Annotated in this window: 23 protein-coding genes; 7 read left to right on the top strand and 16 right to left on the bottom strand. The window is 74.7% G+C overall.

Translation table 11 applies throughout. The features are described 5' to 3' along the window. Nucleotides 1–12: 12 nt before the first annotated feature. The 8 genes from ACR80Q_RS07035 to dacB form a co-directional block, all read right to left on the bottom strand. Nucleotides 13–513 carry a DUF3180 domain-containing protein gene (locus ACR80Q_RS07035; RefSeq protein WP_435377114.1) on the bottom strand — a complete coding sequence of 167 codons (501 nt, stop codon included), beginning with the start codon at nt 511–513 and terminating at the stop codon, nt 13–15. Nucleotides 514–563: 50 nt separating this feature from the next. Continuing rightward, entirely contained in the window at nt 564–1,535 is a 972-nt protein-coding gene (folK, locus tag ACR80Q_RS07030) for a 2-amino-4-hydroxy-6-hydroxymethyldihydropteridine diphosphokinase (protein WP_435376886.1), read from the bottom strand. Further along, nucleotides 1,532–2,443, bottom strand: a complete 912-nt coding sequence (folP, locus tag ACR80Q_RS07025; RefSeq protein WP_435376885.1) for a dihydropteroate synthase — start codon at nt 2,441–2,443, stop codon at nt 1,532–1,534. Before folP ends, folK begins: the two co-directional genes overlap by 4 nt. 5 nt (nt 2,444–2,448) lie before the next feature. Next, nucleotides 2,449–4,689, bottom strand: a complete 2,241-nt coding sequence (ftsH, locus tag ACR80Q_RS07020) for an ATP-dependent zinc metalloprotease FtsH (RefSeq protein ID WP_435376884.1) — start codon at nt 4,687–4,689, stop codon at nt 2,449–2,451. 213 nt (nt 4,690–4,902) lie between these two features. Next, nucleotides 4,903–5,454, bottom strand: a complete 552-nt coding sequence (gene hpt, locus ACR80Q_RS07015; RefSeq protein ID WP_435376883.1) for a hypoxanthine phosphoribosyltransferase — start codon at nt 5,452–5,454, stop codon at nt 4,903–4,905. Next, entirely contained in the window at nt 5,441–6,646 is a 1,206-nt protein-coding gene (tilS, locus tag ACR80Q_RS07010; protein WP_435376882.1) for a tRNA lysidine(34) synthetase TilS, read from the bottom strand. Before tilS ends, hpt begins: the two co-directional genes overlap by 14 nt. Nucleotides 6,647–6,660: 14 nt before the next feature. Then, a complete protein-coding gene (locus ACR80Q_RS07005; protein WP_435376881.1) occupies nt 6,661–7,794 on the bottom strand; it encodes an Rv3626c family coenzyme F420 biosynthesis-associated protein in 1,134 nt (377 codons plus the stop codon). Nucleotides 7,795–7,811: 17 nt separating this feature from the next. After that, on the bottom strand, nt 7,812–9,320 hold the full coding sequence (gene dacB, locus ACR80Q_RS07000) for a D-alanyl-D-alanine carboxypeptidase/D-alanyl-D-alanine endopeptidase (protein WP_435376880.1): 1,509 nt from the start codon (nt 9,318–9,320) through the stop codon (nt 7,812–7,814). Nucleotides 9,321–9,468: 148 nt separating this feature from the next. Between dacB and ACR80Q_RS06995 the strand changes: the two genes are divergently transcribed. From ACR80Q_RS06995 to ACR80Q_RS06970, 6 genes are all read left to right on the top strand, one after another. After that, the gene (locus tag ACR80Q_RS06995; protein WP_435376879.1) at nt 9,469–9,969 is read left to right on the top strand and encodes an inorganic diphosphatase; all 501 of its coding nucleotides are present in this window, start codon (nt 9,469–9,471) and stop codon (nt 9,967–9,969) included. 362 nt (nt 9,970–10,331) lie between these two features. Beyond that, nucleotides 10,332–11,141, top strand: coding sequence for an IclR family transcriptional regulator (locus ACR80Q_RS06990; RefSeq protein WP_435376878.1), 810 nt, complete (start codon nt 10,332–10,334; stop codon nt 11,139–11,141). Further along, complete coding sequence (locus ACR80Q_RS06985) at nt 11,138–11,788, top strand: ABC transporter permease (protein WP_435376877.1); 651 nt, start codon at nt 11,138–11,140, stop codon at nt 11,786–11,788. The genes ACR80Q_RS06990 and ACR80Q_RS06985 overlap by 4 nt, the downstream gene beginning before the upstream one ends. Next, nucleotides 11,781–12,944, top strand: a complete 1,164-nt coding sequence (locus tag ACR80Q_RS06980; protein WP_435376876.1) for an ABC transporter ATP-binding protein — start codon at nt 11,781–11,783, stop codon at nt 12,942–12,944. The genes ACR80Q_RS06985 and ACR80Q_RS06980 overlap by 8 nt, the downstream gene beginning before the upstream one ends. Next, complete coding sequence (locus tag ACR80Q_RS06975) at nt 12,941–13,783, top strand: ABC transporter permease (RefSeq protein WP_435376875.1); 843 nt, start codon at nt 12,941–12,943, stop codon at nt 13,781–13,783. Before ACR80Q_RS06980 ends, ACR80Q_RS06975 begins: the two co-directional genes overlap by 4 nt. Nucleotides 13,784–13,853: 70 nt before the next feature. Next, nucleotides 13,854–14,786 (top strand): glycine betaine ABC transporter substrate-binding protein, encoded by a 933-nt coding sequence (locus ACR80Q_RS06970; RefSeq protein ID WP_435376874.1) that lies wholly within the window; start codon nt 13,854–13,856, stop codon nt 14,784–14,786. 54 nt (nt 14,787–14,840) lie between these two features. On the opposite strand, the gene ACR80Q_RS06965 is transcribed toward ACR80Q_RS06970, so the two are convergent. The 6 genes from ACR80Q_RS06965 to ACR80Q_RS06940 all read right to left on the bottom strand — a co-directional run bounded on the left by ACR80Q_RS06965 (nt 14,841) and on the right by ACR80Q_RS06940 (nt 20,532). Then, on the bottom strand, nt 14,841–16,085 hold the full coding sequence (locus ACR80Q_RS06965) for a bifunctional alpha/beta hydrolase/OsmC family protein (RefSeq protein WP_435376873.1): 1,245 nt from the start codon (nt 16,083–16,085) through the stop codon (nt 14,841–14,843). Between the two features lie 29 nt (nt 16,086–16,114). After that, nucleotides 16,115–17,155, bottom strand: a complete 1,041-nt coding sequence (locus tag ACR80Q_RS06960; RefSeq protein WP_435376872.1) for a prolipoprotein diacylglyceryl transferase — start codon at nt 17,153–17,155, stop codon at nt 16,115–16,117. 46 nt (nt 17,156–17,201) lie between these two features. Then, complete coding sequence (locus ACR80Q_RS06955; RefSeq protein WP_435376871.1) at nt 17,202–17,996, bottom strand: phosphatase PAP2 family protein; 795 nt, start codon at nt 17,994–17,996, stop codon at nt 17,202–17,204. Then, nucleotides 17,986–18,753, bottom strand: coding sequence for a phosphatase PAP2 family protein (locus ACR80Q_RS06950; RefSeq protein ID WP_435376870.1), 768 nt, complete (start codon nt 18,751–18,753; stop codon nt 17,986–17,988). The genes ACR80Q_RS06955 and ACR80Q_RS06950 overlap by 11 nt, the downstream gene beginning before the upstream one ends. 106 nt (nt 18,754–18,859) lie before the next feature. Continuing rightward, nucleotides 18,860–19,489, bottom strand: a complete 630-nt coding sequence (locus ACR80Q_RS06945; RefSeq protein ID WP_435376869.1) for a VTT domain-containing protein — start codon at nt 19,487–19,489, stop codon at nt 18,860–18,862. Continuing rightward, on the bottom strand, nt 19,486–20,532 hold the full coding sequence (locus ACR80Q_RS06940) for a methylated-DNA--[protein]-cysteine S-methyltransferase (protein WP_435376868.1): 1,047 nt from the start codon (nt 20,530–20,532) through the stop codon (nt 19,486–19,488). Before ACR80Q_RS06940 ends, ACR80Q_RS06945 begins: the two co-directional genes overlap by 4 nt. Before the next feature lie 152 nt (nt 20,533–20,684). Between ACR80Q_RS06940 and ACR80Q_RS06935 the strand changes: the two genes are divergently transcribed. Further along, nucleotides 20,685–22,448 carry an alpha-amylase family glycosyl hydrolase gene (locus ACR80Q_RS06935; RefSeq protein WP_435376867.1) on the top strand — a complete coding sequence of 588 codons (1,764 nt, stop codon included), beginning with the start codon at nt 20,685–20,687 and terminating at the stop codon, nt 22,446–22,448. Between the two features lie 304 nt (nt 22,449–22,752). Here ACR80Q_RS06935 and ACR80Q_RS06930 read toward each other — a convergent pair whose 3' ends face one another. Beyond that, complete coding sequence (locus ACR80Q_RS06930) at nt 22,753–24,423, bottom strand: HNH endonuclease signature motif containing protein (protein ID WP_435376866.1); 1,671 nt, start codon at nt 24,421–24,423, stop codon at nt 22,753–22,755. Nucleotides 24,424–24,508: 85 nt separating this feature from the next. Continuing rightward, nucleotides 24,509–25,279: a hypothetical protein gene (locus ACR80Q_RS06925; protein ID WP_435376865.1), complete on the bottom strand. Its 771-nt coding sequence runs from the start codon at nt 25,277–25,279 to the stop codon at nt 24,509–24,511. Nucleotides 25,280–25,308: the final 29 nt, after the last annotated feature.

Below are 25,308 nucleotides of genomic sequence, written 5' to 3'. Positions count from 1 at the left end.
CGCCGACCGCGACTAGGCCGGGCTCGGCTGCCGGCCTCCCCCACCGCGGGCGCCACCGCCGTGCTCGTCGTCGTCCTCGGGCGGGATCATGCACCAGCGCTCGGCGACGAGCCCGGCGACCGTCAGCCCGACCGAGGCCAGCACCACCGCGGCCGACGCCGCGACCCGGCCCGGCTGCGAGGCCAGGGTCACGGCCGGCAGCGCCACCCCCACGAACCCGACCCACCCGCCGGTCAGCAGCGCACCGGCCATCGCGGCGGACTTGGCCAGGGCGACGGTGCGGGCGGCCCGCAGCGGGTTCACGGCCCGGTCGCGCTCGCCGGCGTTCCACCGTCGGATCGGCCAGGCGACCACGAGGACCGCGAACGCCAGCGCGGCGATGACCACGACGGCCACGAACGGCGGGGCGGGGGTCGCGGCCCCGCCGGCCTGCCGCAGCTGCAACCAGGCGGTCGTCAGGGCGAAGGCGACCCCGGCCAGCAGCAGGAGCGGACCGACCCGCGTGGGGGCCATCCTCACGGCGAGCCCGCCACCATCAACCCGCCACCATCAACCCGCCACCATCAACCCGCGGCCGGCAGCCCGAACGGCAGGGCGAGGTCGGGCCGCACGACCACGTCCGACTCGTCGGAGAGGGCCTCGTCGAGCAGGTCCACGACGGACCGCTCCTCGCCGAGGTCGAGCAGCCGGGCCTGCGGGTCGACCAGGGACCACGGCTGCAGCACGAACCGACGACCGGCGGCGCGGGGGTGCGGCAGCTCCAGGTCGATCGTCCGCAGCACCAGGGCCCGCCCGTCGGTGCGGCTGACGCTCACCACGTCCACGTCCAGGGTGCGCGGGCCCCACCGCACCTCACGGGTCCGCCCGTGCGCGGTCTCGACGTCCTGGCAGGCGTGCAGCAGTGCGCGCGGTGACAGCGTGGTCTCGACCAGCAGGACGGCGTTGAGGTACCGCCCCTGCTGCGGACCGCCCACCGGGGCGGTGTCCACGACCGGCGAGGACTCCAGCACCGTGAGGCCGTCGACCGCGGCCAGGTCGAGGACGGCCTGGTGCAGGGTGGCGTGGGCCTCGCCGAGGTTGGCGCCCAGCGCCAGCACGGCCCGGACCGGGCGGTCGGGCGCGGCGTCGGCCACCGCGTCCTCGCGCGTGCGGAGCACCCGGACCTGGACGTCGTCGAACGGGACCCCCACGGGGGCCTGCGGCTTGTGGACGACGACCTCGACGGCCTGGACCCGCTGGTCGGCGAGGACGGCGGCGGCGATCCGTTCGGCCACCGTCTCGACCAGGTCCAGCGAGGGCCCGGCCAGGATCTCGTGCGCCTGGCGCGCCACCACGGAGTAGTCGACCGCGTCGGCCAGGTCGTCGCTCCGGCCCGCGCGGACCACCGACAGGTGCATGGTGATGTCGCAGGAGAACTCCTGCCCGTCACGCTTCTCGTGCTCCAGCACGCCGTGGGTGCCGTGAGCCCGGACGCCGGTCACGGACACGCGGTCCAGCGGGCCGGTCCCGGCACCCACGAGGTGGTGATCGGTCACGAGAACCCATCCTGCTCGCTCCGACCGGCCTTGGCCCGACGCCAGGCCGCGCCGACCCGGACCGCGTCGGCCGTGGGGCGGGCGGTGTGAGCCCGGACCCCCCACACCCCGTGCGCCGCCAGCAGGGCCGCCGCGGCGTGGGAGGCGTCCTCACGGTGCTCGACGTCGCGCGGCGTGCCGTCGGGGGCGGCGAGCAGGGCGCCGAGGAACCGCTTGCGGCTGACCCCGACCAGCAGCGGCAGACCCAACGCGTCCAGGCGGGACAGCTCGCCCAGGACCCGCCAGTTGTCGGCCGCGGTCTTGGCGAAGCCGATCCCGGGGTCGAGCACGAGCCGGTCGGCGTCCACCCCGGCGGCGACGAGGGCGTCGACCCGGCGGCCCAGCTCGTCGGCGACGTCGACCGCGACGTCGTCGTAGCGGGCCAGGTCGTCCATCTGCTCCGCGTGCCCCCGCCAGTGCATCACCACGAAGGCGCAGCGGGCCTGCGCCACGACGCGCGCCATGTCGGGGTCGGCAACCCCCCCGCTGACGTCGTTGACCATGACGGCCCCGGCCTCCAGCGCCGCCGCGGCGACCGAGGCCCGCATCGTGTCGATGCTCACCGGGACGCCGTCGGCGGCCAGGCGCCGGACGACGGCCACGGTGCGACGGAGCTCCTCGTGCTCGGGCACGCGCTGCGCCCCGGGCCGGGTGGACTCCCCTCCCACGTCGACCGCGTCGGCCCCGGCCGCGACCAGGCCGAGGCCGTGGAGCACCGCGTCGTCCTCGCGCGCCCAGAGCCCGCCGTCGCTGAACGAGTCGGGCGTGACGTTGAGGACGGCCAGCACCACCGGCCGGTCGAGACCGGACAGCAGCGACCCGGCCGGGCCCTGCAGGCCCGCCGGTCCGCGCCGGGGGGCCTGCGCCACGAGGCTCAGGACGGTCCGGGGCGGCCGGGCGCGCCCGGGAGACCGGAGCCACCCGCGGACGGGGAGCCGGGGGTGGGGACCCACGGGTCGGGGCCGCCGGTCGCACCGGGCCCCGGGCCCTGCCCCGGGCCGTCGCCGTCGGTGGCCGACCCGCCGTTGCCCGAGCCGTGGCCGACGCCGTTGGAGGACCCGTCGACGTGCGAGGAGTCGGAACCGCCGTTCGACGAGCCGTTCGAGCCCCCGTTCGCGCCGCCGTTCGCGCCGCCGTCGGGACCACCGTTGACCGGGGCACCGTTGACCGGCGCACCGTTGGCCACGGCGAACCCGTTGGCGTTGACGACCGGACGTGGCGGCACCGGCACCGGCGGCAGGTCGGAGACCGCGCGACGCTCGCTGGACAGCCAGACCGCCCGGGAGGGCCGCTTGACCACGTCGGAGAAGATGCCGCGGATCTGCTCGGCGTTCAGGGTCTCCTTCTCGAGGAGCTCCTTGACGAGCCGGTCGAGGATCGGGCGGTGCTCGACCAGGATCTCCCAGGCCTCGTCGTGCGCGGCCTCGATCAACCGGCGGACCTCGCGGTCGACCGTCGCCGCGACGGACTCGGAGTAGTCACGCTCGTGGCCCATGTCGCGGCCCAGGAACATCTCGCCCGACGCGCTGCCGAGCTTGATGGCGCCGATCTCCTCGCTCATGCCGAACTGCGTGACCATCTTGCGCGCCAGGCCGGTCGCCTTCTCGATGTCGTTGGCCGCACCGGAGGTCGGGTCGTGGAAGACGAGCTCCTCCGCGACCCGCCCGCCCAGGGCGTAGGCCAGCTGGTCGAGCATCTCGTTGCGCGAGGTGGAGTACTTGTCCTCGGTCGGCAGGACCATCGTGTAGCCGAGCGCCCGGCCCCGCGGCAGGATCGTGATCTTGGCGACGGGGTCGGTGTTCGGCAGCGACGCGGCCACCAGGGCGTGCCCGCCCTCGTGGTAGGCGGTGATCAGCCGTTCCTTGTCGTTCATCAGCCGGGTCCGCTTCTGCGGCCCGGCCATGACGCGGTCGATGGCCTCGTCGAGGGTGGCGTCGTCGATCAGCTGCCTGTCACCGCGCGCGGTGAGCAGGGCCGCCTCGTTGAGCACGTTGGCCAGGTCGGCACCGGTGAAGCCCGGCGTACGGCGGGCGATCGACTCCAGGTCGACGTCGGCCAGCGGCTTGCCCTTGCCGTGCACGGTCAGGATCTTGAGCCGGCCCTGCATGTCCGGGGCCTCGACGGTGATCTGCCGGTCGAACCGGCCGGGGCGCAGCAGCGCCGGGTCGAGGATGTCCGGGCGGTTGGTCGCGGCGATGAGGATGACGTTGGCCTTGACGTCGAAGCCGTCCATCTCGACCAGGAGCTGGTTGAGGGTCTGCTCGCGCTCGTCGTGCCCGCCGCCCATGCCGGCGCCGCGGTGGCGGCCGACGGCGTCGATCTCGTCGACGAAGATGATGGCGGGCGCGTTCTGCTTGGCCTGCTCGAACAGGTCGCGGACGCGGGAGGCGCCGACGCCGACGAACATCTCGACGAAGTCCGAGCCGGAGATCGAGTAGAACGGCACACCGGCCTCGCCGGCCGTGGCGCGGGCCAGCAGCGTCTTGCCCGTGCCGGGCGGCCCGTAGAGCAGGACGCCCTTGGGGATCTTGGCGCCCACGGCCAGGAACTTCTGCGGCTCGGAGAGGAACTCCTTGATCTCGGTGAGCTCCTCGACGGCCTCCTCGGCACCGGCGACGTCGGCGAAGGTGACCTTGGGCATGTCCTTGGTGATGAGCTTGGCCTTGGACTTGCCGAACTGCATCACCCGGTTGCCCCCGCCGCTCATCCGGGTCAGGACGAACCAGAACAGACCCAGGATGATGATGAGCGGCAGGATGCTGATCAGCAGCGTCGTCAGCAGCGACCCCTGCGGGTTCTCCTCGTTGACGCCGTCCTCGGGCGGGTTGGCGTCCAGCAGGCGCAGGACGTCCTCGCCACGCTGGTCGACGTAGTAGGTGCGGACCTGCGTCGAGCCGTCGACCTCCTCGCCGTCGACGAGGGTCAGGTCGAGGCGCTGCTCCTGGTCGACGACCAGCGCCGAGGCGACCAGGCCGTCCTCGATCAGCTGCAGCGCCTGGCTGGTGTCGACCTGCGCGAACCGGTCGGTGCTGATGAGCCGGGCCCCCACCAGGACGATCACGATCGCGAGGACGATCCAGATCGCTCCGCTTCGCAGGAACGTGCGCATCTTCATCCGGTTCACCAAACGGGGCGCGAGCCCCGTCCTCCCTGCTGACAGCGTCGGTTGTTCGTCGTGGTCCTGGGTGTCGCCGGTCGTGCAGGCCCAGGTCCTGAGGGTACAGCGGGCCTACGACACACCATCTGCGGTGTCAACGGGGTCCGTGCCGCAGGCGTTCCGCCCGGGGGCGCTGTTCGCCGCGGGCGAAGCCGGACGGGTCGACCTCCGTCAGCGGTACATGTGCGGGGCGAGCACCCCGATGTCGCGCAGGTTGCGGTACTTCTCGTCGTAGTCCAGGCCGTAGCCGACGACGAACTCCTCACCGATGTCGAACCCCACCCACTGCACCTCGACCTGCACCTTGGCCGCGGTCGGCTTGCGCAGCAGCGTCGCGATCCGGACCGACGCCGGGCCGCGGGAGCCGAGGTTGGCGCTGAGCCAGGACAGCGTGAGGCCGGAGTCGATGATGTCCTCCACGATGAGGACGTGCTTGCCGGTCAGGTCGGTGTCGAGGTCCTTGAGGATCCGCACCACCCCGGAGGACTGCGTGCCCGAGCCGTAGCTGGACACCGCCATCCAGTCCATCGTCACCGGGACCGTGAGCGCCCGGGCCAGGTCCGCCATCACCATGACGGCCCCCTTGAGGACGCCGACGAGCAGCACCTCCGACCCCGCGTAGAACTCGTCGATCTCGGCCGCGAGCTCCTCCAGGCGCGTGTGCACCTGCTCCTGCGTCAGCAGCACGCTGGCGAGGTCTGTCCCGGCGTCACGGGCGTCCATGAGGGTCCTCTCGAGGGGTGCGGTCGACAGCGATCCGAAGCCTGCCACAGCCGTCGGGCCCCGTGACGCGCGCGGCCGCCGCACCACCCGGCAGCCGGACCTGGCCCTGCCCGCGCCAGGCCACGACGAGGCCGTCCAGGGCGGTGGTGTGCCGCAGCGACAGCGGCCCGGCGCCGGCGGTGGTGGCCAGCCGGCGGAGCACCCGGGTCCGGACCGCGTCCGGCAGCCGGAGCAACGGCGCGACCGGGACGTCGACCGGGACGCGGGACGGGACCGCGACCGGGACCGCGACCGGGACCGGGACCGGGACACCGACCGGCACCGCGACCGGGACGTCGACCGGGACGTCGACCAAGACGTCGACCGGTCCCTCCTGCACCGCTGCGCCGGCGGGTGGCGACGCCCCGGTCAGCTCCGCGACCTCCCGGCCCGCCCAGTCGTCCAGGGCGTCCGCGTCCCGACGCAGCAGGTCGGCGCTGCGGGCCAACGACGGCACGGCGCCGGGCCCCAGGACGTCGGCCAGCACGGGGAGCAGGTCGGCGCGCACGCGGGAGCGCAGCAGGGTGCGGTCGTGGTTGCCGGGGTCGTACCAGGGCAGGCCCAGGGCCGGCAGCTGCGGGCAGGCGGTGGCCACGACGCCGCGCCGCAGCCCGAGCAGCGGGCGGACGAACGGCGGACGGAACGTGGGGATGCCGGCCAGCGCCCGGCTGCCCGAACCGCGGGCCAGCCCCAGCAGGACCTGCTCGGCCTGGTCGTCCAGGGTGTGGCCGAGCAGGACGGCCACCGCGCCGTCCCTCTCCGCGACCCCGGCCAGGGCCCTCAGCCGGACGTCGCGGGCGGCGTCCTCGGGCCCGCCGACCCAACCGCCACCGGAGGACCGGCGCGGGGTGACCCGGACGACGGACACGTCCTGGGCGCCCAGGCCCAGGGCGGCGCGGGCGACGCGGGCGGCGACGGCGGGGCTGTCGTGGCGCCAGCCGTGGTCGACGGTGACCGCGTGCACCCGCAGCCGTGACCCGACGGCCACGTGGACGGTCGCAGCCAGCAGGGCCAGCGAGTCGGGGCCACCGCTGACCCCGACGACGACGCGCCCGCCGGCCACCCCGCCGGCCCGTCCCAGCGCGGCCCGCACCGCCAGCTGCACCTGCCGGGTCGCTGCCCCGACCTGCTCCTGGGGGGAGGTGCTGTCCACGACGGAGGGCCCGCTCAGGCGTGGACCCGGGCCACCCACGCCGCGGGGTCCCGCAGCTCACCGGGTCGGGGGAGGCTGTCCGGACCGGCCCAGACGGCGTTGAAGCCGCTCGTGCCCACCCGGTCGGTGACCTGGCGCACGAAGCGCGCGCCGTCGCGGTACTGGGCGGCCTTGGCCTCCAGGCCCAGCAGGCGGCGGACCACCCGGTCGACCGGCCCCGTCCCACCTCGACGGGCCTGGAACCGGGACCGGATCTGGGCGACGCTCGGCACCACGGACGGTCCGACGGCGTCCATCACGACGTCGGCGTGGCCCTCCAGCAGCGACATCACGGCGGTGAGGGCGTCGAGGCGTTCCTTCTGCTCGGGCGTCTGGACCAGGTCGATGAGACCCGTGCTGGCCGAGCCCGGGGGCGAGCCCTCACCCGCGGCGGGGGCGCGGAGGATCTCGGGCAGCCGCCCCAGGCCCTCCAGCAGCCGGTCCAGCGACGACGCGGGGTCGGCCAGCATGTCGTCCATCAGCTCGACCACCTGCGTCCGGAACCACTCCCCCAGCCACGGGTTGGCGCCGAACTGGACCCGGTGGGTCTCCTCGTGCAGGCAGACCCACAACCGGAAGTCCGACGGGACGGCCCCGATCTCGGACTCGACCTGCGCCACGTTGGGGGCCACCAGCAGCAGCCGACCACCCTCGGGCGCGAGGACGTCGTACTGGCCGAGCACCTTGGTGGCCATGAACGCCAGCAGCCCGCCGGTCTCGGCGGCGTTGACCGCGCGGGCCACCGCCGTGGCCGGCGACGGCCCGTCCCCGAGCCGGGCCCGCGCGCGACCGACCCGGCTCTGCTCGCGCTTGTCCCGCTGGGCGGCCATGGCCCGCGCGATGACCGGGTCCATCAGGTGACCGAACGACGCGGCGTTGGCCCGCGCCCAGCCGGCCCGGTCGACGACGAGCACCGCTCCCGCGTCGTCACCGGCCTCGAGCTCGGCCGTCTCGGCGACCGGGTCGACCGCCAGCGACGAGCACTCGCGCAGCTCCGCGACCAGGTCGTCGATCTCGGCCCGCGTCAGGGGGGGCCCGGGCGGCGCGAGGGCACCCGCGGCGGCACCGGCGGCGGCCCAGTCGACGATGGTGGCGGTGGCGGCGGGCATGCGAGGAGCGTATGTGCTCAGCAGCAGGCGGCCACCGCTGCGACGACCCGGTCGGTGGCCACCCGACCGGCAGGCGTCCCGTCGGCCGGCACCTGGTCGGACAGCAGCGCGAAGGCGACACCACGCCCCGAGGCGGTCGTCGTCACCCCGGCCAGGGCCGTCGTGCCGGTCAGCGTCCCGGTCTTGGCGCGCACCACGCCCCGACCCGCGGCGCTGGCGTCAGCGGCCGTGAACCGTTCCGACAGCGTGCCGTCGACCCCGGCGACCGGCAGCAGCGAGGCCAGCCGCGAGACGTCGTCGCCCGGCGGCCGGGCGGCCGCGGCGGCCAGCAGCGACGTCAGGGCCGAGGCGGTGGCGACGCTGCCGTCGCCCAGGCCGCTGCCGTCGACCAGGGCGGTGGGCCCCAGGTCCACGCCCAGGTCCTGCTCCACGACGTCGACCAGGACCCCACCGGCCGAGGCCAGGGTGGCGGGCTGGTCCCGGGCGACGGCGACGAGCCCGGCGACGGCGTCCGCGACCGTGTTGTCGCTGGTCGCCAGCAGGTAGGCGATCACGTCCTCGAGAGGGGCGGAGCGACCCTCGGCCACGACGGACCCCACGGGGACGGGGGCGACGCTGACCTGCACGGGCCCGGTCGAGGGGGCGGCGTCGCCCAGCGTCTCGGCCAGGGCCTGCTCGACCGCCCCGGCGAACAGGGTCCCCGCCGTGGCGGCCGGGTCCGGGTCACGCCCCTGCCCCTCGTCCCGCCGACCGGCGTCGACGGCCACCGAGGCAGGGGGGGAGGCGAAGAACGCGTCACCCGCACCCCGCGGCAGCGTCTGCGGGGCGCCGAGCAGCGAGTCGTCCACCACGACGTCGACCCGGGTCGCACCGGGCGTCAGCAGCGGTTGCTCCCCCTCGGTGAGCGCCGCCGCCGCCGTGCGGGCCAGGTCGAGCAGACCCACGCGCCCGGCCGTGGCGGTCTCGTCACCCTCGGCGGCACCCAGCAGCAGGTCACCACCGCCGACGAGCACCAGGGCCGGTACGGCGCCGGGGCGTTCACCCGCGGGGACCCAGCCCACGCTGGTGACGGTGCGGTGCTCGGCCCCCAGGGCCTGCAGGGCCGCCGCGGCCGTGACCAGCTTGGCGGTGGAGGCCGGCTCGACCGCCTCGCCGGAGCTGCGGAGCGCCACCTCCTCGCCCGTGGCGAGGTCCCGGACGCTGAGCGTCGGGCCGGGCCCCAGCGCCGGGTCGCCCAGCAGCGCGCCCAGCTGCACCGCCAGGGCGTCGGCGTCCGGCGGCGGGGGTGCGGAGACGTCGACCGCGGCCGCCGCCGGGGCGGCGACGTCGTCCAGGGCGGCTGCGGCCGGGGCGGGGACGACCGCCTCCGGGGCGGGCGAGGGCAGCGGCGCGGGGGGCGGGGCCGCGGTCAGCGGGCCCGGGACGACGTCGGCGGCGTCCGCCCAGGCGTACCCCGCGACCAGGGCCACGCAGAGTGCCGACGCCGTGACGATGGACACACCTGCACGCCCAGACCTGCCGGCCATGCTCCGTCCTCCCCCCACCTGCGCCATGATGGGCGGGCCCGTCCCCGTCGTCCGGGGTCCGGGGCCGTCCCCGGGCGGCCCGCGCGAGGCGACGATACGGCCCTACCCGGGGACCGGTACGCGAGGCGAGAAGAAGGGTCAGGCGCACATGGAGTTCGACGTCACGGTCGAGGTGCCCAAGGGGCAGCGCAACAAGTACGAGGTCGACCACGCCACCGGACGGATCCGGCTGGACCGGATGCTGTTCACGGCGACCCGCTACCCGGCCGACTACGGCTACATCGAGGGGACCCTCGGTGAGGACAGCGACCCGCTGGACGCGCTGGTCCTGCTCGACGAGCCGACGTTCCCCGGCTGCCTGATCGCCTGCCGCGCCATCGGCATGTTCCGCATGCGCGACGAGGCGGGCGGCGACGACAAGGTGCTGTGCGTCTCGGCGAACGACGTCCGGATGGCCCACATCCGCGAGCTCACCGACGTCGCCGACTTCCACCGCCTGGAGATCCAGCACTTCTTCGAGACCTACAAGGACCTCGAGCCCGGCAAGAGCGTCGAGGGCGCCCACTGGGCCGGTCGCGAGCAGGCGGAGCGCGAGATCAACCGCTCCGTCGTCCGCGCCCGCGAGGCCGGGTACTCGACCTCCCACTGAGCCCACCGGGCTCGCACCGACCGCGCACCACCCCGCGTCACCGCCGAGGGCGGGGCCGCGGGCCGACCCCGTCGAGGGCCGGCCCGCGGCCCCGCCCTCGTCGCGTCGGGGCGTGACAACCGCCCCCCGTCCGGTCACTGCGCGTCACCACGAGGACCCCCGAGGGCACGATCCGGTCACGATGACCGCCATACCTGGGTGCTGGCTGGACGCGGAGCACCCTCGTCGGCCTACTGTCGATGCGATCCCGCCAACCACGGTTGCGTCGCACGCACCTGCCTGTGTCGCCGCCGGGACGACGCGTGCTCGAGCACCTCCCCGACGGACCGCACCTCGCCGACAGACCAGGAGACCAGCACCCGATGACGACCGTGGACACCGAGCCGGCCGCCGGCCGCGACCCGGGGCACACCATCGCCCGGGCCGTCGACGTGCTGACGTTCGTCGCCGGCTGCTCCGAACGGTCGGCCCCCGGCGTCGTCGAGGTCGCCCGGGCCCTGGGCCGGGAGAAGTCGGTGGTGTCGCGGCAGCTGCGCGTCCTCGCCGACTCCGGGCTCCTGCGCCGCGACCCGGTGGGCCTGGGGTACCGGATCGGTCCCCGGTTGTTCACCATCGCCGCCCGGGCCCACGACGGGGTGCTCACCGAGCACGCGAGGTCCGTCGTCGACGAGCTCAGCGCGTCGCTGCGCGAACGCATCGACGTCCTGGTCCGGGACGGCGGCACCGTGGTGAGCATCGCCACGGCCGCGCCGGCCACGCCGCTGCAGGCGATCGGCCGGGTCGGCTTCAGCTACCCGCTGCTGGCCACCGCGGCCGGCCGGTGCTTCCTGGTGGACGCCTCCGACGCCGCCGTCCTCGCCCTGCACGGCCGCTACGGCGCCGACGGCGGCGGTCCCGCCGCGCCGCAGGACGCCGACGAGGTGCTGCGGCGGGTGCGCACCGTGGCCGGGGCCGGGTACGCCCGCGCCGACGAGGAGATCGACCGCAGCCTGTCCGCGTTCGCCGTCCCGGTCCGGGGCGCCGACGGGTCCGTCACCGCCGCCGTGTCCTGCGCCGGCCCCACCGAGCGCCTCGCGGACAACGTCGTGATCCTGACGACTGCGCTCCGCGCCGCCGCCGCCACGTTCGCCGAGCGTCTCGGCGCCTCCCACCGCGACGAGGTGATCCGATGAGCGACCTGCCCGGCTTCCTGGCCTCGCGCTACGACGACCTGTTCGAGCTGTTCCTGCAGCACGTCCAGCTGGTGATGGTGCCGATCGTGATCGCCACCGTCGTCGCCGTCGGTCTCGCGCTGCTGGTCGAGAGCAACCCGATCGCGCGCGAGGTCGTCACGACGGTGTCGGCCACGTCGTTGACCATCCCGTCGCTGGCCCTGTTCGTCCTGCTCATCCCGCTGGTGGGCCTCGGCGCGACCGCGGCCTACATCGGTCTGACCGTCTACGCGGTCTACCCGATCTTCGTCAACGCCGTGACCGGGCTCGGCACCGTGGACCGCAACGTCCTGGAGTCGGCCCGGGGCATGGGGATGAGCGCCACGCAGCGGGTGCTGCGGACCAAGCTCCCGCTGGCCTGGCCGGTCATCCTCGGCGGCATCCGCACCACGACCACCGTCCTGACCTCGATCGCGGTCGCCGCGGCGTACGTCCAGGCCGGCGGGTTCGGGGAGCTGCTGTTCTCCGGCATCAGCCGCTTCGGCGGCACCAACGCCCTGGCCAGCGTCATCGTCGGCATCGCCGGCACGGTCGTCGTCGCCCTGGTCCTCGAGGCCGTCTTCTCCGTCGTCCAACGCCTCACCGTCCCGAGGGGGATCCGTGCCTGAGCCCACCACCAGCACCGCAGCAGCCCGTCCGATGATCGAGCTGCAGCAGGTCACCAAGCGGTTCCACGGCCAGGCCGAGCCCGCCGTCAAGGCGCTCGACCTGTCCGTGCCCGAGGGCGAGATCGTCATGCTCATCGGCCCCTCCGGGTGCGGCAAGACCACCACCCTGAAGATGATGAACCGGCTGATCGAGCCGTCCAGCGGTCGCATCGTCATCAACGGCGAGGACGTCACCGACGTCGACGTCGACAAGCTGCGCCGGACCATCGGCTACGTGATCCAGCAGGTGGGGCTGTTCCCGCACTGGACCATCGGCGCCAACATCGCGACGGTGCCCAAGATGCTCGGCTGGGACAAGAAGCGGACCGCGGCCCGCGTCGACGAGCTGCTGGCCCTGGTCGGCCTGGAGCCCAAGGACTACCGCGACCGCTACCCCAAGGAGCTGTCGGGCGGGCAGCAGCAGCGGATCGGCGTCGCCCGCGGCCTGGCCGCCGACCCCGCCGTCATGCTGATGGACGAGCCGTTCGGGGCCATCGACCCCGTCACCCGCGACCGGCTGCAGGACGAGTTCCTGGCCCTGCAGGAGCAGGTCAAGAAGACCATCTGCTTCGTCACCCACGACCTGACCGAGGCCGTGAAGCTGGGCGACCGGATCGCCGTGTTCGGGCAGGGCGGTCGGCTGCACCAGCTGGACGTGCCGGCCAAGGTGCTCAGCGAGCCCGCCGACGACTTCGTCGCCGAGTTCGTCGGGGGCGGGGCCGCCGTGCGCCGGCTGGCGCTGGTCACCCTGGACGACATGCCGCTGCGCGACGTGCTGAAGGCCGGGGCCGGCCGCGTGACCCGCGGCGACCTGGTGGCCGAGGTCGACGGCGGCGGCAAGCCGAAGCGCTGGGCGTCCGTCCCCGGGCACGAGGGCCGCGACATCCCCCTGATCTACGTCGACAAGGACGCCAGCCTGCACACGGCCGTCGACGAGATGCTCACCCACCACGTACCGGTGGTGGCCGTCGTCGACGGGGCCCGTCGTCTGGTCGGGGCGCTGCGCTGGGAGGACCTGGTCAACGAGCGGGACGAGGTCGTCGCCACCGGTTCCGTCGGCACCGGGTCCGCCGGCGCGGCCGCCACGGCCACCCCGAGCGCAGCGGCGGGCGCATGAGCCTGGCCACCCCCGGCCCCGCGGCGCCGGGCGCCCACGAGCCAGAGACGGCCGCCGCGACGGCCGAGCGCCACGGCGTCGCCGCCGCCGAGGACGCCCGGGCCGCCCGCCGGACGGGTCTGCGGTCGGCGCTAGAGCTCGTCATCTCCCCCGTCGTCGCGATCACCGCGGCCGTCGTCGCCGTCGTCGTCATGAACGGCGACCTGGACGAGATCGAGGCCCGTGCGCTGGCCACCGACGAGGTGCTCCGCCGCGTCGTGCAGCACCTCGACATGTCGGTCCGGGCCGTGGCGCTCATCATCCTGATCGCCGTCCCCCTGGGTGTGCTGTTCAGCCGGCCCGCGTTCGAGCGGGTCCGGGGCGGGCTCGTCTCGTTCCTCACCCTCGCCCAGGCCCTGCCCCCGCTGGGCGTCATGTTCCTGCTGCCCAGCTTCATGGGCTTCGGGCTGCGGACCGCCGTGACGGCCATCGTCATCGCCGCCGTCCTGCCGGTGCTCCGCAACGTGCTGGTCGGCCTGGAACGGGTCGACCGCAGCCTCATCGAGGCCAGCCGCGGCATGGGCATGTCCAACCTGCAGACCCTGCTCAAGGTCGAGCTGCCGCTCGCGGTGCCCGTCATCCTCACCGGGATCCGGGTCTCCCTCGTGCTGGCCGTCGGGGCCGCCGTGTTCGGCGCGTTCATCAACGCCGGCGGGCTCGGCTACCTCATCGACACCGGCCAGAAGCTGGCCCGCGGCGACGTCACCCTCGTGGGCGCCCTCCTCGTCGCCTCGCTCGCGCTCACCGTCGACTGGCTGTCCGCCGTCGCGCAGCGCGTCCTCCGCCCCCGGGGCCTCTGACCCCGGTCGTTCCACCTCTGCACCTGCACCTGATCTGCACCACCCCCGATCTGGAAGCGAGCACACCCACGTGAGCAGAAGCACCCTGACCATGACCGCGACCGCCACGGCGGCCCTGTTCGGCCTCGCGGCCTGCGGCGGTGGCTCCGGCGGCGGCGACGGCGAGCTGTCCGGTGCGTCGATCTCCGTCGGCGGCAAGGACTTCACCGAGCAGCTCGTGCTGTGCGAGATGACCGTCCTCGCCCTCGAGGACGCGGGCGCCGACGTGACCAACAGCTGCAACCTGCAGGGCACCGTCGCCGCGCGCGAGGCGCTGCTCGCGGGCGAGATCGACACCTACTGGGAGTACACCGGCACCGGCTGGATCACCCACCTGGGCAACGCCGAGCCGATCCAGGAGCCCGACGAGCAGTTCACCGCCGTCGCCGAGGCCGACCTCGAGCAGAACCAGATCGAGTGGCTGCCCTACGCGCCCTTCAACAACACCTACGCGTTCGCGGCCAACCAGGCCACGATCGAGGAGACCGGGATCGAGACCCTCAGCGACCTGGCCGAGGCCAACAACGCCGGCGAGCCCGTCAACATCTGCGTGGAGTCCGAGTTCGCCGTCCGCAACGACGGCCTGCCCGGCCTGCAGGAGGTGTACGGCACGACGTTCAGCCCCGACCAGATCAGCGAGCTGGCCACGGGCGCGATCTACTCCGCGACCGGTGGGGACGAGTGCCAGTTCGGCGAGGTCTTCATCACCGACGGCCGCATCGTCGAGCAGGACCTCACCGTCCTCGAGGACGACCTGGCGTTCTTCCCGATCTACAACCCGTCGCCGAACGTGCGCGCCGAGCTGCTCGAGGAGTTCCCGGCGATCGCCGACGTCTTCGCCCCGATCACCGAGGCGCTGGACAACGACACGATGACCGCGCTGAACGCCCAGGTGGACGTCGACGGCGAGACCGCTGACGCCGTGGCGGAGGAGTGGCTGGAGTCCGAGGGCCTGATCGGCTGATCGAGCCCCTCCCGCTGCCTCGCCGCAGCACCTGAGCGCACCCGAGGGCGGTGGTCAGGTCGTCGCACCCACCAGGGTGGTGACGACCCGGACGCCGCCCTCGAGCGTGCGGTGCACCGGGCAGCGGTCGGCGATGCGGAGCAGGGCCCGGCGCTGGGCGTCGGTCAGGTCGCCCTCCAGGGTGACCTCCCGGGTGAACTGCCGCATGCAGTCCTCGCCCCCGTCGACGCAGGCGCTCAGGTCGACAGCGTGGACCTGCTCCTGGTGCAGCGTCACGCTCACCCGCTCCAGCGGGATCTTCTTGCGGTCCGCGTACATCCGCAGCGTCATCGACGTGCAGGCGCCCAGGCCGGCGAGCAGGTGGTCGTAGGGCGTCGGCCCGGTGTCGAGGCCGCCGGCGACCTCGGGCGGCTCGTCGGCCACCCAGCGGTGACGGCCCGCGGTCACCTGCTGGGTGAAGGGGCCCTTCCCCGTCTCGCGCACCTGCACCACCCCGGGCGCGGTCGTGGCGCCGGCGTCGGCCTCGTCCGCCCCCACCTCCTGGTCGAGGTAGCGCGACGCCCAGGCGACCACGACGTCCGCGACGTAGGTCGCGTCCGCCCGACGGCTCAGCAGGTGGTCCGCGCCGTCCAGGGCGACGAAGGACTTGGGGTGGCGCGCCAGGTCGAACAGCTCGCGGGCGTTCTCCACCCCCACCACCTCGTCCGTCGGGGCGTGCATCACCAGCAGCGCCGCGTCGAGCGAGGCCAACCGGTCCCGCTGGTCCTGGCCGTCGAGGTCGTCGATCAGCTCCTGCCGGACGGTGAAGGCCCGACCGCCGATGCGCACGCAGGCCTGCCCCGCGCTCGCGAGCTCGTCGGTGACGTCGTCGAGCAGGTGGGCGACGTGGGACGGCTGCGCGGGGGCGTTGAGGGTGACCACGGCCGCGATGCCGGGGATGCGCCCCGCGGCCGCCACGACCGCGGCACCGCCCAGGGAGTGCCCCACCAGCAGCCGCGGCGCCCGGCCCTGCTGCCGCATCGTGTCGGCGGCGGCGAGCAGGTTGGTCACGTCGGAGCTGAAGGTCGCGTCGGCGAAGTCCCCGCCGGACTCCCCCAGGCCCGTGAAGTCGTAGCGCAGGACGCCGATGCCCCGGGACGCCAGCGCACGGGAGATGCGGGAGGCGGCGTGGGACTCCTTGCTGCAGGTGAAGCAGTGCGCGAACACGGCCCAGGCCCTGGCGTCCCCCTCGGGGACGTCGAGGACCCCGACGAGGGTCCCGCCGTGCACCCCCGTGAAGCGGACGTCCTGCTGCGGCACGCTGCGACCCCTCCTGACGTCCGGTCCGGTCAGTCCTCGCGCACCGTGCGGGTGCCGGTGCCGTCGACCGCGCCGTCCGCGCCGGTGCCGGTGCCGTCGACCGGGCTGCCCGCGCCGTCCGTGCCCGCGCTGTCCGTGACCACGCCGTCCGTGACCACGCCGTCCGTGACCGCGCCGTCCTGTGCGGCCTGGCCCGGGGCCGCTGCGTCGGCGCGCGCCACGGCCTGCTCCGCCGCGAGGCGGTCCTGGTAGACGGCCGGGCTCTCCCGGCGCCGCGCCGACAGCAGGAACCACAGCCCGACCGGCAGCAGCACGATGCACATGTACTGGGCCCCGGTGAACCCGTACACGGTGTCGTCGAAGGTCCGCAGGAAGTCGGAGGCGAAGCGCGAGACGGCGTAGCCGATGCAGAAGACGCCCGCCAGCGTCCCGGCGCCGAAGCGGCCCTTCCGGTCCACCGCCAGCATGACGGCCAGGATCACGCCCACGTAGAGAAACTCGATCACCGGCAGCGCCCAGTAGGTCTCGCCGACGACCAGCGGACCCTCGATGGTGTCGCCCGGGGTGCCGCGGTAGGTGATGCCGAGCGGGAAGGTCGTCGTCCCGCCCAGGTGCTCGCCGACCGCGTAGCAGCCGATCCGACCGAACATCAGGCCGATCGCCAGCCCGATGGCGGCGCCGTCGATCATGTGCCAGCGCTGCTCCTTGGACAGGTTCCTGACCAGGTACGGCGCGATGAGCAGCGCCAGGATGAACCCGCCGGAGAACTGCAGCCCCCCGTCCCAGACCGCGATGACGTCGATCGGGCCCTCGATGCGGTCGAGGTTGGTCAGCACCCACAGGATCCGGGCCCCGACCACGCCGGCGAGCACCAGGGCGATGACGATCTTCTCAGTGTCGTCCGTCGAGATCCCCAGCTTCGCGTTGCGCCGGGCGGTGACGAAGCCACCGAGCAGGACCCCCACGGCGACGCAGAGACCGAACACCTGGATCGTCAGCGGCCCGATCTCGATCGTCGGGAACGGCACGTAGGGGATGCCGGCGGGGACAGCGGAGACCAGGGGGATCACGGCGCGAGGGTATCCGCCGCGGCTGAGCGGTCCGTGTCGTGGCCGGTCAGGGGCTCTGGGCCGTGCGCTCGGACCGGCGCAGGAGCAGCTGGTGCACCGCCAGGACCAACGCCAGCCAGGCCAGGGCCATCGTCCAGCCGACGATCACGTCGGTGAGCCAGTGGGCGCCGAGGTAGACCCGCGACAGGCCCATGAGGACCATGTGCAGCGCCGCGAGCGGGACGACGAGCGCGGCCACCCGCCAGGACCGGGTTCGACTGACCACCAGGTAGGCCAGCACACCGGCGATGATGGTGGCGTTGAGGGCGTGCCCGCTGGGGAAGGACCACGAGGGCTCTAGCGGCGTGACCGCCAGGTCCAGCGGGGGCCGGACCCGGTCCGCGTACGCCTTGGTGGACATCGACATGGCCAGGGAGCCCGCGCCCCCCAGGAACATCAGCACCACGGGGGTCCAGGAGCGCCACCGCAGGCCCAGGCCCGCCACCGCGAGGCCGGTCGCGATGATCGCGGGGGCCGGGTCACCCAGGTCGCTGTAGATCGTCACGACGGTGTCGAGGGTCGGTGTCCGGGCCTGCGAGACCCGCTCCAGGACGCCCTGGTCGTGGGCGACCAGGCCGGAGCCGGTCGACTCCATCCAGAACAGGACCAGGCTGGCCACCAGGCACGGCAGGAACAGCAGGAGCAGGACGACGACACCGGTGAACCGGGCGCGTGACCCGCGCAGCCGGCCGTAGGTCCCCGCGGCGGTGGACCCGCCACCCGTCCGGGCAGTGGTGCCGGGGTCCGTCCGGGCGGTGGTGCCGGGGTCCGTCCGGGCGGAGGTGCCGGGGTCAGGCGACATCCGGGGCCTCCTCACGCCGGCGGGACCGGTGCGCCAGACGTCTCAGGAGGAGCTGGTGAACCGTGACGACCAGGGCGAGCCAGGCCGCACCCAGGAACCAGGCGACCACGACGTCGGTCACCCAGTGGTGCCCCAGGTACACCCGGGACAGGCCCATGAGGACGGCGTGCGTCACCGCCAGGACCACGACCAGCACCCCCACCCGGACCGACCTCGCCCTCAGGATCAGCAGGTAGGCGACGACGCCGGCGATCACCGTGGCGTTCAGCGCGTGACCGCTCGGGAACGCCGCCGACGTCTCGAACGGCGGCACCGCCAGCTCGACGTCCGGGCGGTCCCGGGCCACGACGACCTTGCCCACCGACGTCATCGCCAGCGACCCCGCGGTCGCGGCCAGCATGAGGACCACGGGCGACCACGACCGCCAGAGCAGGGCCAGACCAACGACGAGCAGCGTGGTCGCGATCGGCGCCCAGACGGTCCCGCCCAGGTCGGTGTAGGCGGTGACCAGCCGGTCCAGCCCCGGGGTCCGCAGGTCGACCGCCGCGTCCAGGGCCGGTCGGTCCAGAACGGCCAGGTCGTCGGACTCCTGGACGTTCTCGTACACCTCGGCGCTGGCCGCGACCATCGCGGCGAACACACCGACCCCGACGAGCAGCAGGAGCACCAGGGTCCACTGCTGACGCAGGACGTCCAGGACGGTCCGGGCACCGGCGACCGTCTCACCTCGGGTGGGGAGTCGGACGTCCAGGCGCATCAGGACATCCTGGTGCAGACCGGCGGGTGCGGCAGGCCACCTGCTCAGAACCTCGCCCAGGACCCGCTCAGGCCGCCTGCTCTGGCCGCCTGCTCTGGCCGCCTGCTCAGAACGGCCAGAGGTCGAGCAGGGCCGCGCCGAACAGCGCGAACAGGGTGAAGCGGATCAGGCGTCCCAGGAACGCCGCCCCGAGGAACACCAGGTACGGCACCCTGGCGGCCCCTGCGACGAGGCCGGCCACGTCGAACGCCGGGTTGGGGACCGCGCTGAACACGACCAGGCCCCAGAACGCCGCAGCGCGGTGGGCGCTGAGGCGGTGCAGCCGGGCGACGAACGCCCCCGCCCGACCCTCGGTCGGCAGCACCGCCCGCCCCTGGCTGCCCACCCACCAGCCGGTCGACTCCCCCAGCGACGCCCCCGCGGCGGCCAGGACCGCGATGATCATGGGGTGCTCGACGGCGACCATCAGCTGGATGACGACGGGGTTGTAGGGCACGGGGACGGCGAGGGTCGCGTTCGTGAGGAGGGCCAGGACGAACGAGCCCAGGTAGGCCCACTGCTCCACCGAGGCGATCCAGCGCTGCGCGGTGTCCGTGGCCAGGACGGCGTAGGTGGCCACGTTGAGGGCCACGACGGCGCCGACCGCGAGCAGGGCCCGGCGGCGCGCACGACGCCGGTCCGCAGGCGGTCTCCCGGCCGGGCCCGCCCCCGGGGCCGCGCCGACGGTGTCGCTCACCCCGACAGGGTAGGTGCGGGGTGCCCGGCCGCCGGTCGCGCACGACGCTCGGCGTCCAGCAGCGACCGCTTGACCTCCAGGCCCCACCGGTACCCGGCCAGTGACCCGTCCGAGCGGATCACCCGGTGGCAGGGCACGACCAGCGCCACCGGGTTGGTCGCACAGGCCCGGGCCACGGCCCGCACCGACGACGGGCTGCCGATGGCGGCGGCGACCTGCGTGTAGGTGTGCGTGCTGCCGGCCGGGATCTCGCGCAACGCCTGCCACACGCGGGCCTGGAACGCCGTGCCGGCCACGTCGAGCGGCAGGTCCGTCGACCGGTCGCCCGCCGGTCGCTCACCGCGGGCGAGGCCCTGCACGGCCGCGGTGACGTGCACCAGGGCCTCGTCGTCCCGCACCAGCTCGGCGTGGGGCAGCTCCTCGCGCACCTCCGCGAGCATCGCCTCCGGCTCGGCCGCGGTGGTGCCGGGGGCGATCCGGACCGCGCAGATGCCGTCGGGGCTGACCACCACGAGCACCGCGCCCAGGACGGTGTCGACGGCGCTCCACTGCAGGCGTCGACCACGAGCACCGGCGGCGAACTCGGCCGGCCTCATGCCCAGGCGTCGCCCGGCCTCCTCGTAGAAGCCGCGCGCCGAGCCGTACCCCGCCTCCCAGACGGCGTCGGTGACCGTCCCTGCGCTCCGCAGCACCTCTCGGGCGCGGCCCGTCCGCACGGCCCGGCCGTACTGCAGCGGGGTGACCTGCAGGACGGCGGCGAAGGCCCGGTGCAGCTGCCGCGGGGAGCAGTGAGCGGCCGAGGCGAGGTCTTCGGCCGCCACGGGGCCCCCGGCGTCGTCCATGACGCGGCACGCGGCGGCCACCCGCGCCCGGTCCGGGTCCGACTGCTCGCCCTCGCCCGACGGCTGCTCCCGGCGCGACGGCTGCTCCCGGCCCGACGGCTCCCCCCGGCCCGACGGCTGCTCCCGGCCCGACGGCTCCCGCCGGCCCGACGACGCGTCGTCCTGCTCCGACAGCACCCGCTCCTGCTCCTCCAGCTCCACGTCCAGGACGCTAGACCTGGCGTGCGTCACCCGGCCTCCCGATCCTCGCCGTGCCTGCTCCGACCCGTCCGGCGGCTTGACGCACCGAGCCCCCCCGCCATCCAATGGCACCCCCTGCTCGTCGACCACCAGCCCTGGGACGCGCCCGCGCCATGACCGTCACTCCGCCAGGCCGTCCTACGCCCTCCCGGTCGACCGCACGCCGCACGGTCGACCCCGGGGCCACCCACCGGCGGCACCTGCTCGGGCAGCTGTACGGCGAGCCGACCGCCGACCGGCTCGCCACCGACCTGACGCGGCTGCTGTCGGGACGGCCGCGCCCGGTCCCCACCGAGCCGGTGGGGGAGACGGACGCCTGGCTCATCGCGTACCCGGACCACGTCCGGGACGACTCCGGCGCCCGGACCCCGCTGTCCTCGCTCGCCGACCTGGTCGACGCGCACATGTCTCCGGCCGTGTCGGGGGTGCACACGCTGCCCTTGCACCCGTCCAGCTCAGACGGCGGCTTCTCGGTGATGGACTACTCGGTCGTCGACCCCGCCTACGGCGTCGCCGAGGACCTGCGACGGCTCGCGGCCGGGGGGACGTGGGTGGCCGACGCCGTCGTGAACCACGTGTCGGCCCAGGGCACCTGGTTCCGCCGCTGGCTCGCCGGTGACCCCGAGGTGGACGGGTTCTTCCGCACCCTGGGCGCGGACACCGACACCAGCGGCGTGACCCGCCCCCGGACCAGCCCGCTCCGAACCGTGTTCACCAAGGACGACGGCACCGAGGTCGGGGTGTGGACGACGTTCTCGGCCGACCAGGTGGACCTGGACTACGCCGAGCCGCGGGTGCTGCTGGCGATGGTCGGGGTGCTCCTCGACTACGTGGCCCTGGGGGCGCGCGCGATCCGGCTGGACGCCATCGGTTTCGCCTGGAAGGACCCGGGCACGACGTCGCTGAACCTGCCGGGCGCCCACCACCTGGTCCAGCTCATGCGCGCCTGCCTGGACGCCATCGACCCCGGGCTGCAGCTGGTCACCGAGACCAACGTCCCCCACACGGAGAACATCGCCTACCTCGGTCTCGACGGGGAGCGCGAGGCGCAGGCCGTCTACCAGTTCGCCCTGCCCCCGCTCACCCTGCACGCGTTCGTCACCGGTGACGCGACGACGCTGAAGTCCTGGGCCGGCTCGCTGTGGTTCGCGGGGCCGGGTCGGACGTACCTGAACTTCCTCGCCAGCCACGACGGGATCGGGGTACGAGCCGTCGAACGGTTGCTCGGCCCCGACGAGCTGTCCCGGCTGGTCGAGGTCACGCACCAGGCCGGCGGGGTCGTCAACGAGCGCACCCTGGCCGACGGGAGCCGGCAGCCGTACGAGCTCGCGGTGAGCTGGGCCGACGTCATGGCCGCGGGCCACGACGCCGAGTCCGCCATGCGCCGGCACCTGTCCAGCCACGCCCTGGCCCTGGCCCTGCGCGGTGTCCCGCTCCTGTACCTGAACTCGTTGGTCGCGGCCGCGAACGACACCGAGACCTACGAACGCACCGGGCACGGACGCGACCTCAACCGCCGCCGCTGGGACGTCACCGAGCTGGGCGACCGGCTGGCGACCCCGGGCTCGCGGGAGGCGGCGGCCCTGTCGGGCATCAGCGCGATGCTCCAGGTGCGTCGTGAGCACGCGGCGTTCTCGCCGGACGCAGCGCAGGTGATCCTGGGTGAGCACCCCTCGCTCGTCGTGGTCGAGCGTGTCCCGGCGGGGGGTTGCCGAGCCGTGGTGGCGGTCAACGTGTCGGGGGAGCCCGTCCCTCTGGACCTTCCCGACGGCACCTGGGTGCGCATCGACGGCGGCGCGGACGCGGCCGGGTCGGCCGCGCAGGACGGGGACCTCATGAGGCCCTGGGAGAACGCCTGGTTCCTCGAGATCCGCTGACCGGGGCGAGCCGGCTCGCCCTCTTCGGGCACCTCACCCTCGACGGACAGCTGCCCCACAGGCACCTCACCCCTCGGGCACCTCAGCCTCCGGGCCGACCTCACCCCTCGGGCACCTCAGCCTCCGGGCCCACCTCACCCCTCGGGCACCTCAGCCTCCGGGCCGACCTCACCCCTCGGGCACCTCAGCCTCCGGGCCGACCTCACCCCTCGGGCACCTCAGCCTCCGGGCCGACCTCACCCCTCGGGCACCTCAGCCTCCGGGCCGACCTCACCCCTCGGGCACCTCAGCCTCCGGGCCGACCTCACCCCTCGGGCACCTCACCTGGAGTGCCCCCGCCTCGCGCCGCCCACGGCGGGTCTTCGTCCTCCCCGTCGTCGACCCGGCCTGTGGGGTGCCGGGTCGCGGCTCCGGTCGCCCCAGGACCGGACCGCACCCCCGGGGGGCACGGCGCCACCGCGGGCGGGTCGGTCGTCATGACCATCCCGGACGGTGAGGTCCACCGCAGCCTGCCGCCCGACAGCTGTTCGAGCCGCCAGCCCGCCCGGTGCTTGACGCGGTGGTGCAGCCGGCACAGGCAGGCCAGGTTGCAGCCCGCGGTCGGTCCGTCGGGGTGGGGCACGGTGTGGTCGAGGTCGCACCGGAGCGCTGCACGCCGGCAGCCGGGGAACCGGCAGGTCACGTCCCGCGCCCGGACGGCTCGGGCCAGCTCGGCGCTCGGTCGGTAGGTCGTCCTCCGGTGGCGACCGTCGGGGGGCACCACCGGTGGACCCGCCCCTCCGGCCACCGAGCCACGTGCGTCACCGGTGACGTGCTCGCCAGGTCCGTCGCCGGTGACGTGCCCGCCAGGTCCGTCGCCGGTGACGTGGTCGCCCGTGAGTTGGTCGCCAGGTCCGTCGCCGGTGACCACGCCGTCCGCGACCTCGGCACCGGTCGCCGCGCCGCACCCGGTGACCACGGTCCCGTCGGGCGCGACGAGGACCCGGCGCCACCCTGCGCCCGCCGCCAGGGCCCTTGCCACGGCAGCCGGCAACGGTCCGTGGCCGGCGAGCTCGGCCGGCGCGTCCGAGGCGCCCAGGACCGTGCCCACCGGCACGAGGACGTCGACGCCCACCGTGATGAACGGGCTCGGCTGCTCCGTCAGGTCGTGGGTGCCCGCGAGCAACCGGAGCACCGTGTCGGCGCGCAGCTGGTCCAACGACGGGACGCCGCAGTCGACGTCGCCCTCGGGCGCGACGCCCTCGCGGACCTCGAGCCGCCGCAGGGCCTGCCGCGCTGCGTCCTGGGCCTGTCGGGCCAGCGCATCCACCCGGGCCCAGGCGCCCGCGACGGTCTCGGCCGGCCCCACGACCCGGAGCGCGGCCACCCCGTCGTCCAGGCCCCAGGCGTCGGCCCGCCGGGCGGCCCGGGCCTCGGCGCAGCGGGCCGCGGCCGCCGCCGGGCCCAGGCGGGTCGCCGCACGGCGCGCCGCGGCGGCGAGCTGGCCGGTGGTCCGGGACCCGGCCTCCGGCAGGACGTCGCTCTCGACGGCACGCGCCTGGTCGGGGTCGAGGAAGGAGACGGCGTCGCGGATCGCCCGGGCCTGGGGCAGCCCGAGCCGGCCCACCCCCAGCTGACGCATGGTCGCGGTCAACCGGGTGGCGAGGTCGTCGGCCAGCGCGACGCGGTCGGTCGCGGCGCGCTGCGACAGCTGCAGCACGGCGGCGACCTCGACGGCGCAGAAGCGGTCGACCTCGTCGGAGTCCTCCGCCCGGCTGTCGCGGCCCACGGCACCCAGCTCCTCGCACAGCTGCTGGTGCTCGGCCTGGCGGCGGCTGCGCAGCTCGGCCACCGCCGCCAGACCCATCGACTCCGCCCACGCCACGACCGCCGCGGCGTCGGCCATCACGCGCGCCAGCACGGGGGTCGGGAGCACCTCGACGTCGGTCTCGGCCAGGACGGCCACGACCTCGACGGGCGACACGTGCTCGAACATGTGTACGAAGGTACGGCCACCCGCGGACACAACGCGAGACCCGTCACCGCCCCTGTGGACGAGGGCGCACGGCGCGGTCCCGGCGTCACCAGAGCCGGTCGGCCTCCCGCAGCCCCGCCGGCAGACCGCGGACGAGCGCGACCAGACCCACCCGCGCCTGCACGTGGTCGAGCAGGTGGTGGGGGTGACGACCGCACCCGGGCAGCCAGCCGTGGTCGGCCGCGACCTGCAGCACCCGCTCCCCGTCGAGCAGCCTCGCCCGTACGGTGCTCAGGCCCCCCTCGTCGGCCCCGGCCAGGTCGGCCCGGGCGATCAGGTGGTCGGCCGCCGCCGCCTCCATCACGGCCGAGCCGACGTGCGCGGGCGGGGTGAGGGCATCGCATTCGAGCGCGTCGGGGACGTCCGCGACACCCGGGCGGGCGGCCACGTCGGCGACCGTGACGCCCTGGTGCACCAGACGGGCCGTGGTGACCGCGGCCGCGGCCACGCCGAGGTGCCACGCCGCCCCGACGGAGGCCTCGACGCAGTCGGCCAGCCGACCAGGACCGGTGTCCCAGTCGAGCAGGGCCGGGAGCCCGGCGACGGCCGCCGACCGGGCCAGGGCCGCGTCGGAGACGAGGTCGGCGGTGCCGAGGTCGGCACAGCAGGCGGGACCTCCCCACCGGTGCACCGCCACGACGGCGTCCAGGGCCGAGTCGCCCTGCCACTCCAGCCGCTGGAACGGCGTGCCGCGGGGGTCGAGCACCCAGCGGGCGTCCTCGTCGCGCACCTCGACGCCGAGCACGGCCGCGACCCGGGACCGGTCGGCGGCGTCCACGCCGCTGCGGAGGGGACCGGTCCGGCTGCCTCGCTGCACCCGCCCACCCTGGCAGGCCGAGCCGTCCG

It is taken from the genome of Aquipuribacter aurantiacus (genome assembly GCF_051216895.1).
Taxonomy (GTDB): Bacteria; Actinomycetota; Actinomycetes; order Actinomycetales; family JBBAYJ01; genus Aquipuribacter.
Note: the sequence above shows the minus strand (reverse complement) of the source record. Positions and strands in the feature narration are given on the sequence as shown.

Coding starts and splice junctions, on each gene's coding strand:
- ACR80Q_RS07035 (WP_435377114.1), bottom strand. CDS start 513: ATGGCCCCCACGCGGGTCGGTCCGCTCCTGCTGCTGGCCGGGGTCGCC.
- ftsH (WP_435376884.1), bottom strand. CDS start 4,689: ATGAAGATGCGCACGTTCCTGCGAAGCGGAGCGATCTGGATCGTCCTC.
- hpt (WP_435376883.1), bottom strand. CDS start 5,454: ATGGACGCCCGTGACGCCGGGACAGACCTCGCCAGCGTGCTGCTGACG.
- ACR80Q_RS07005 (WP_435376881.1), bottom strand. CDS start 7,794: ATGCCCGCCGCCACCGCCACCATCGTCGACTGGGCCGCCGCCGGTGCC.
- dacB (WP_435376880.1), bottom strand. CDS start 9,320: ATGGCCGGCAGGTCTGGGCGTGCAGGTGTGTCCATCGTCACGGCGTCG.
- ACR80Q_RS06995 (WP_435376879.1), top strand. CDS start 9,469: ATGGAGTTCGACGTCACGGTCGAGGTGCCCAAGGGGCAGCGCAACAAG.
- ACR80Q_RS06990 (WP_435376878.1), top strand. CDS start 10,332: ATGACGACCGTGGACACCGAGCCGGCCGCCGGCCGCGACCCGGGGCAC.
- ACR80Q_RS06985 (WP_435376877.1), top strand. CDS start 11,138: ATGAGCGACCTGCCCGGCTTCCTGGCCTCGCGCTACGACGACCTGTTC.
- ACR80Q_RS06975 (WP_435376875.1), top strand. CDS start 12,941: ATGAGCCTGGCCACCCCCGGCCCCGCGGCGCCGGGCGCCCACGAGCCA.
- ACR80Q_RS06955 (WP_435376871.1), bottom strand. CDS start 17,996: ATGTCGCCTGACCCCGGCACCTCCGCCCGGACGGACCCCGGCACCACC.
- ACR80Q_RS06950 (WP_435376870.1), bottom strand. CDS start 18,753: ATGCGCCTGGACGTCCGACTCCCCACCCGAGGTGAGACGGTCGCCGGT.
- ACR80Q_RS06935 (WP_435376867.1), top strand. CDS start 20,685: ATGACCGTCACTCCGCCAGGCCGTCCTACGCCCTCCCGGTCGACCGCA.
- ACR80Q_RS06930 (WP_435376866.1), bottom strand. CDS start 24,423: ATGTTCGAGCACGTGTCGCCCGTCGAGGTCGTGGCCGTCCTGGCCGAG.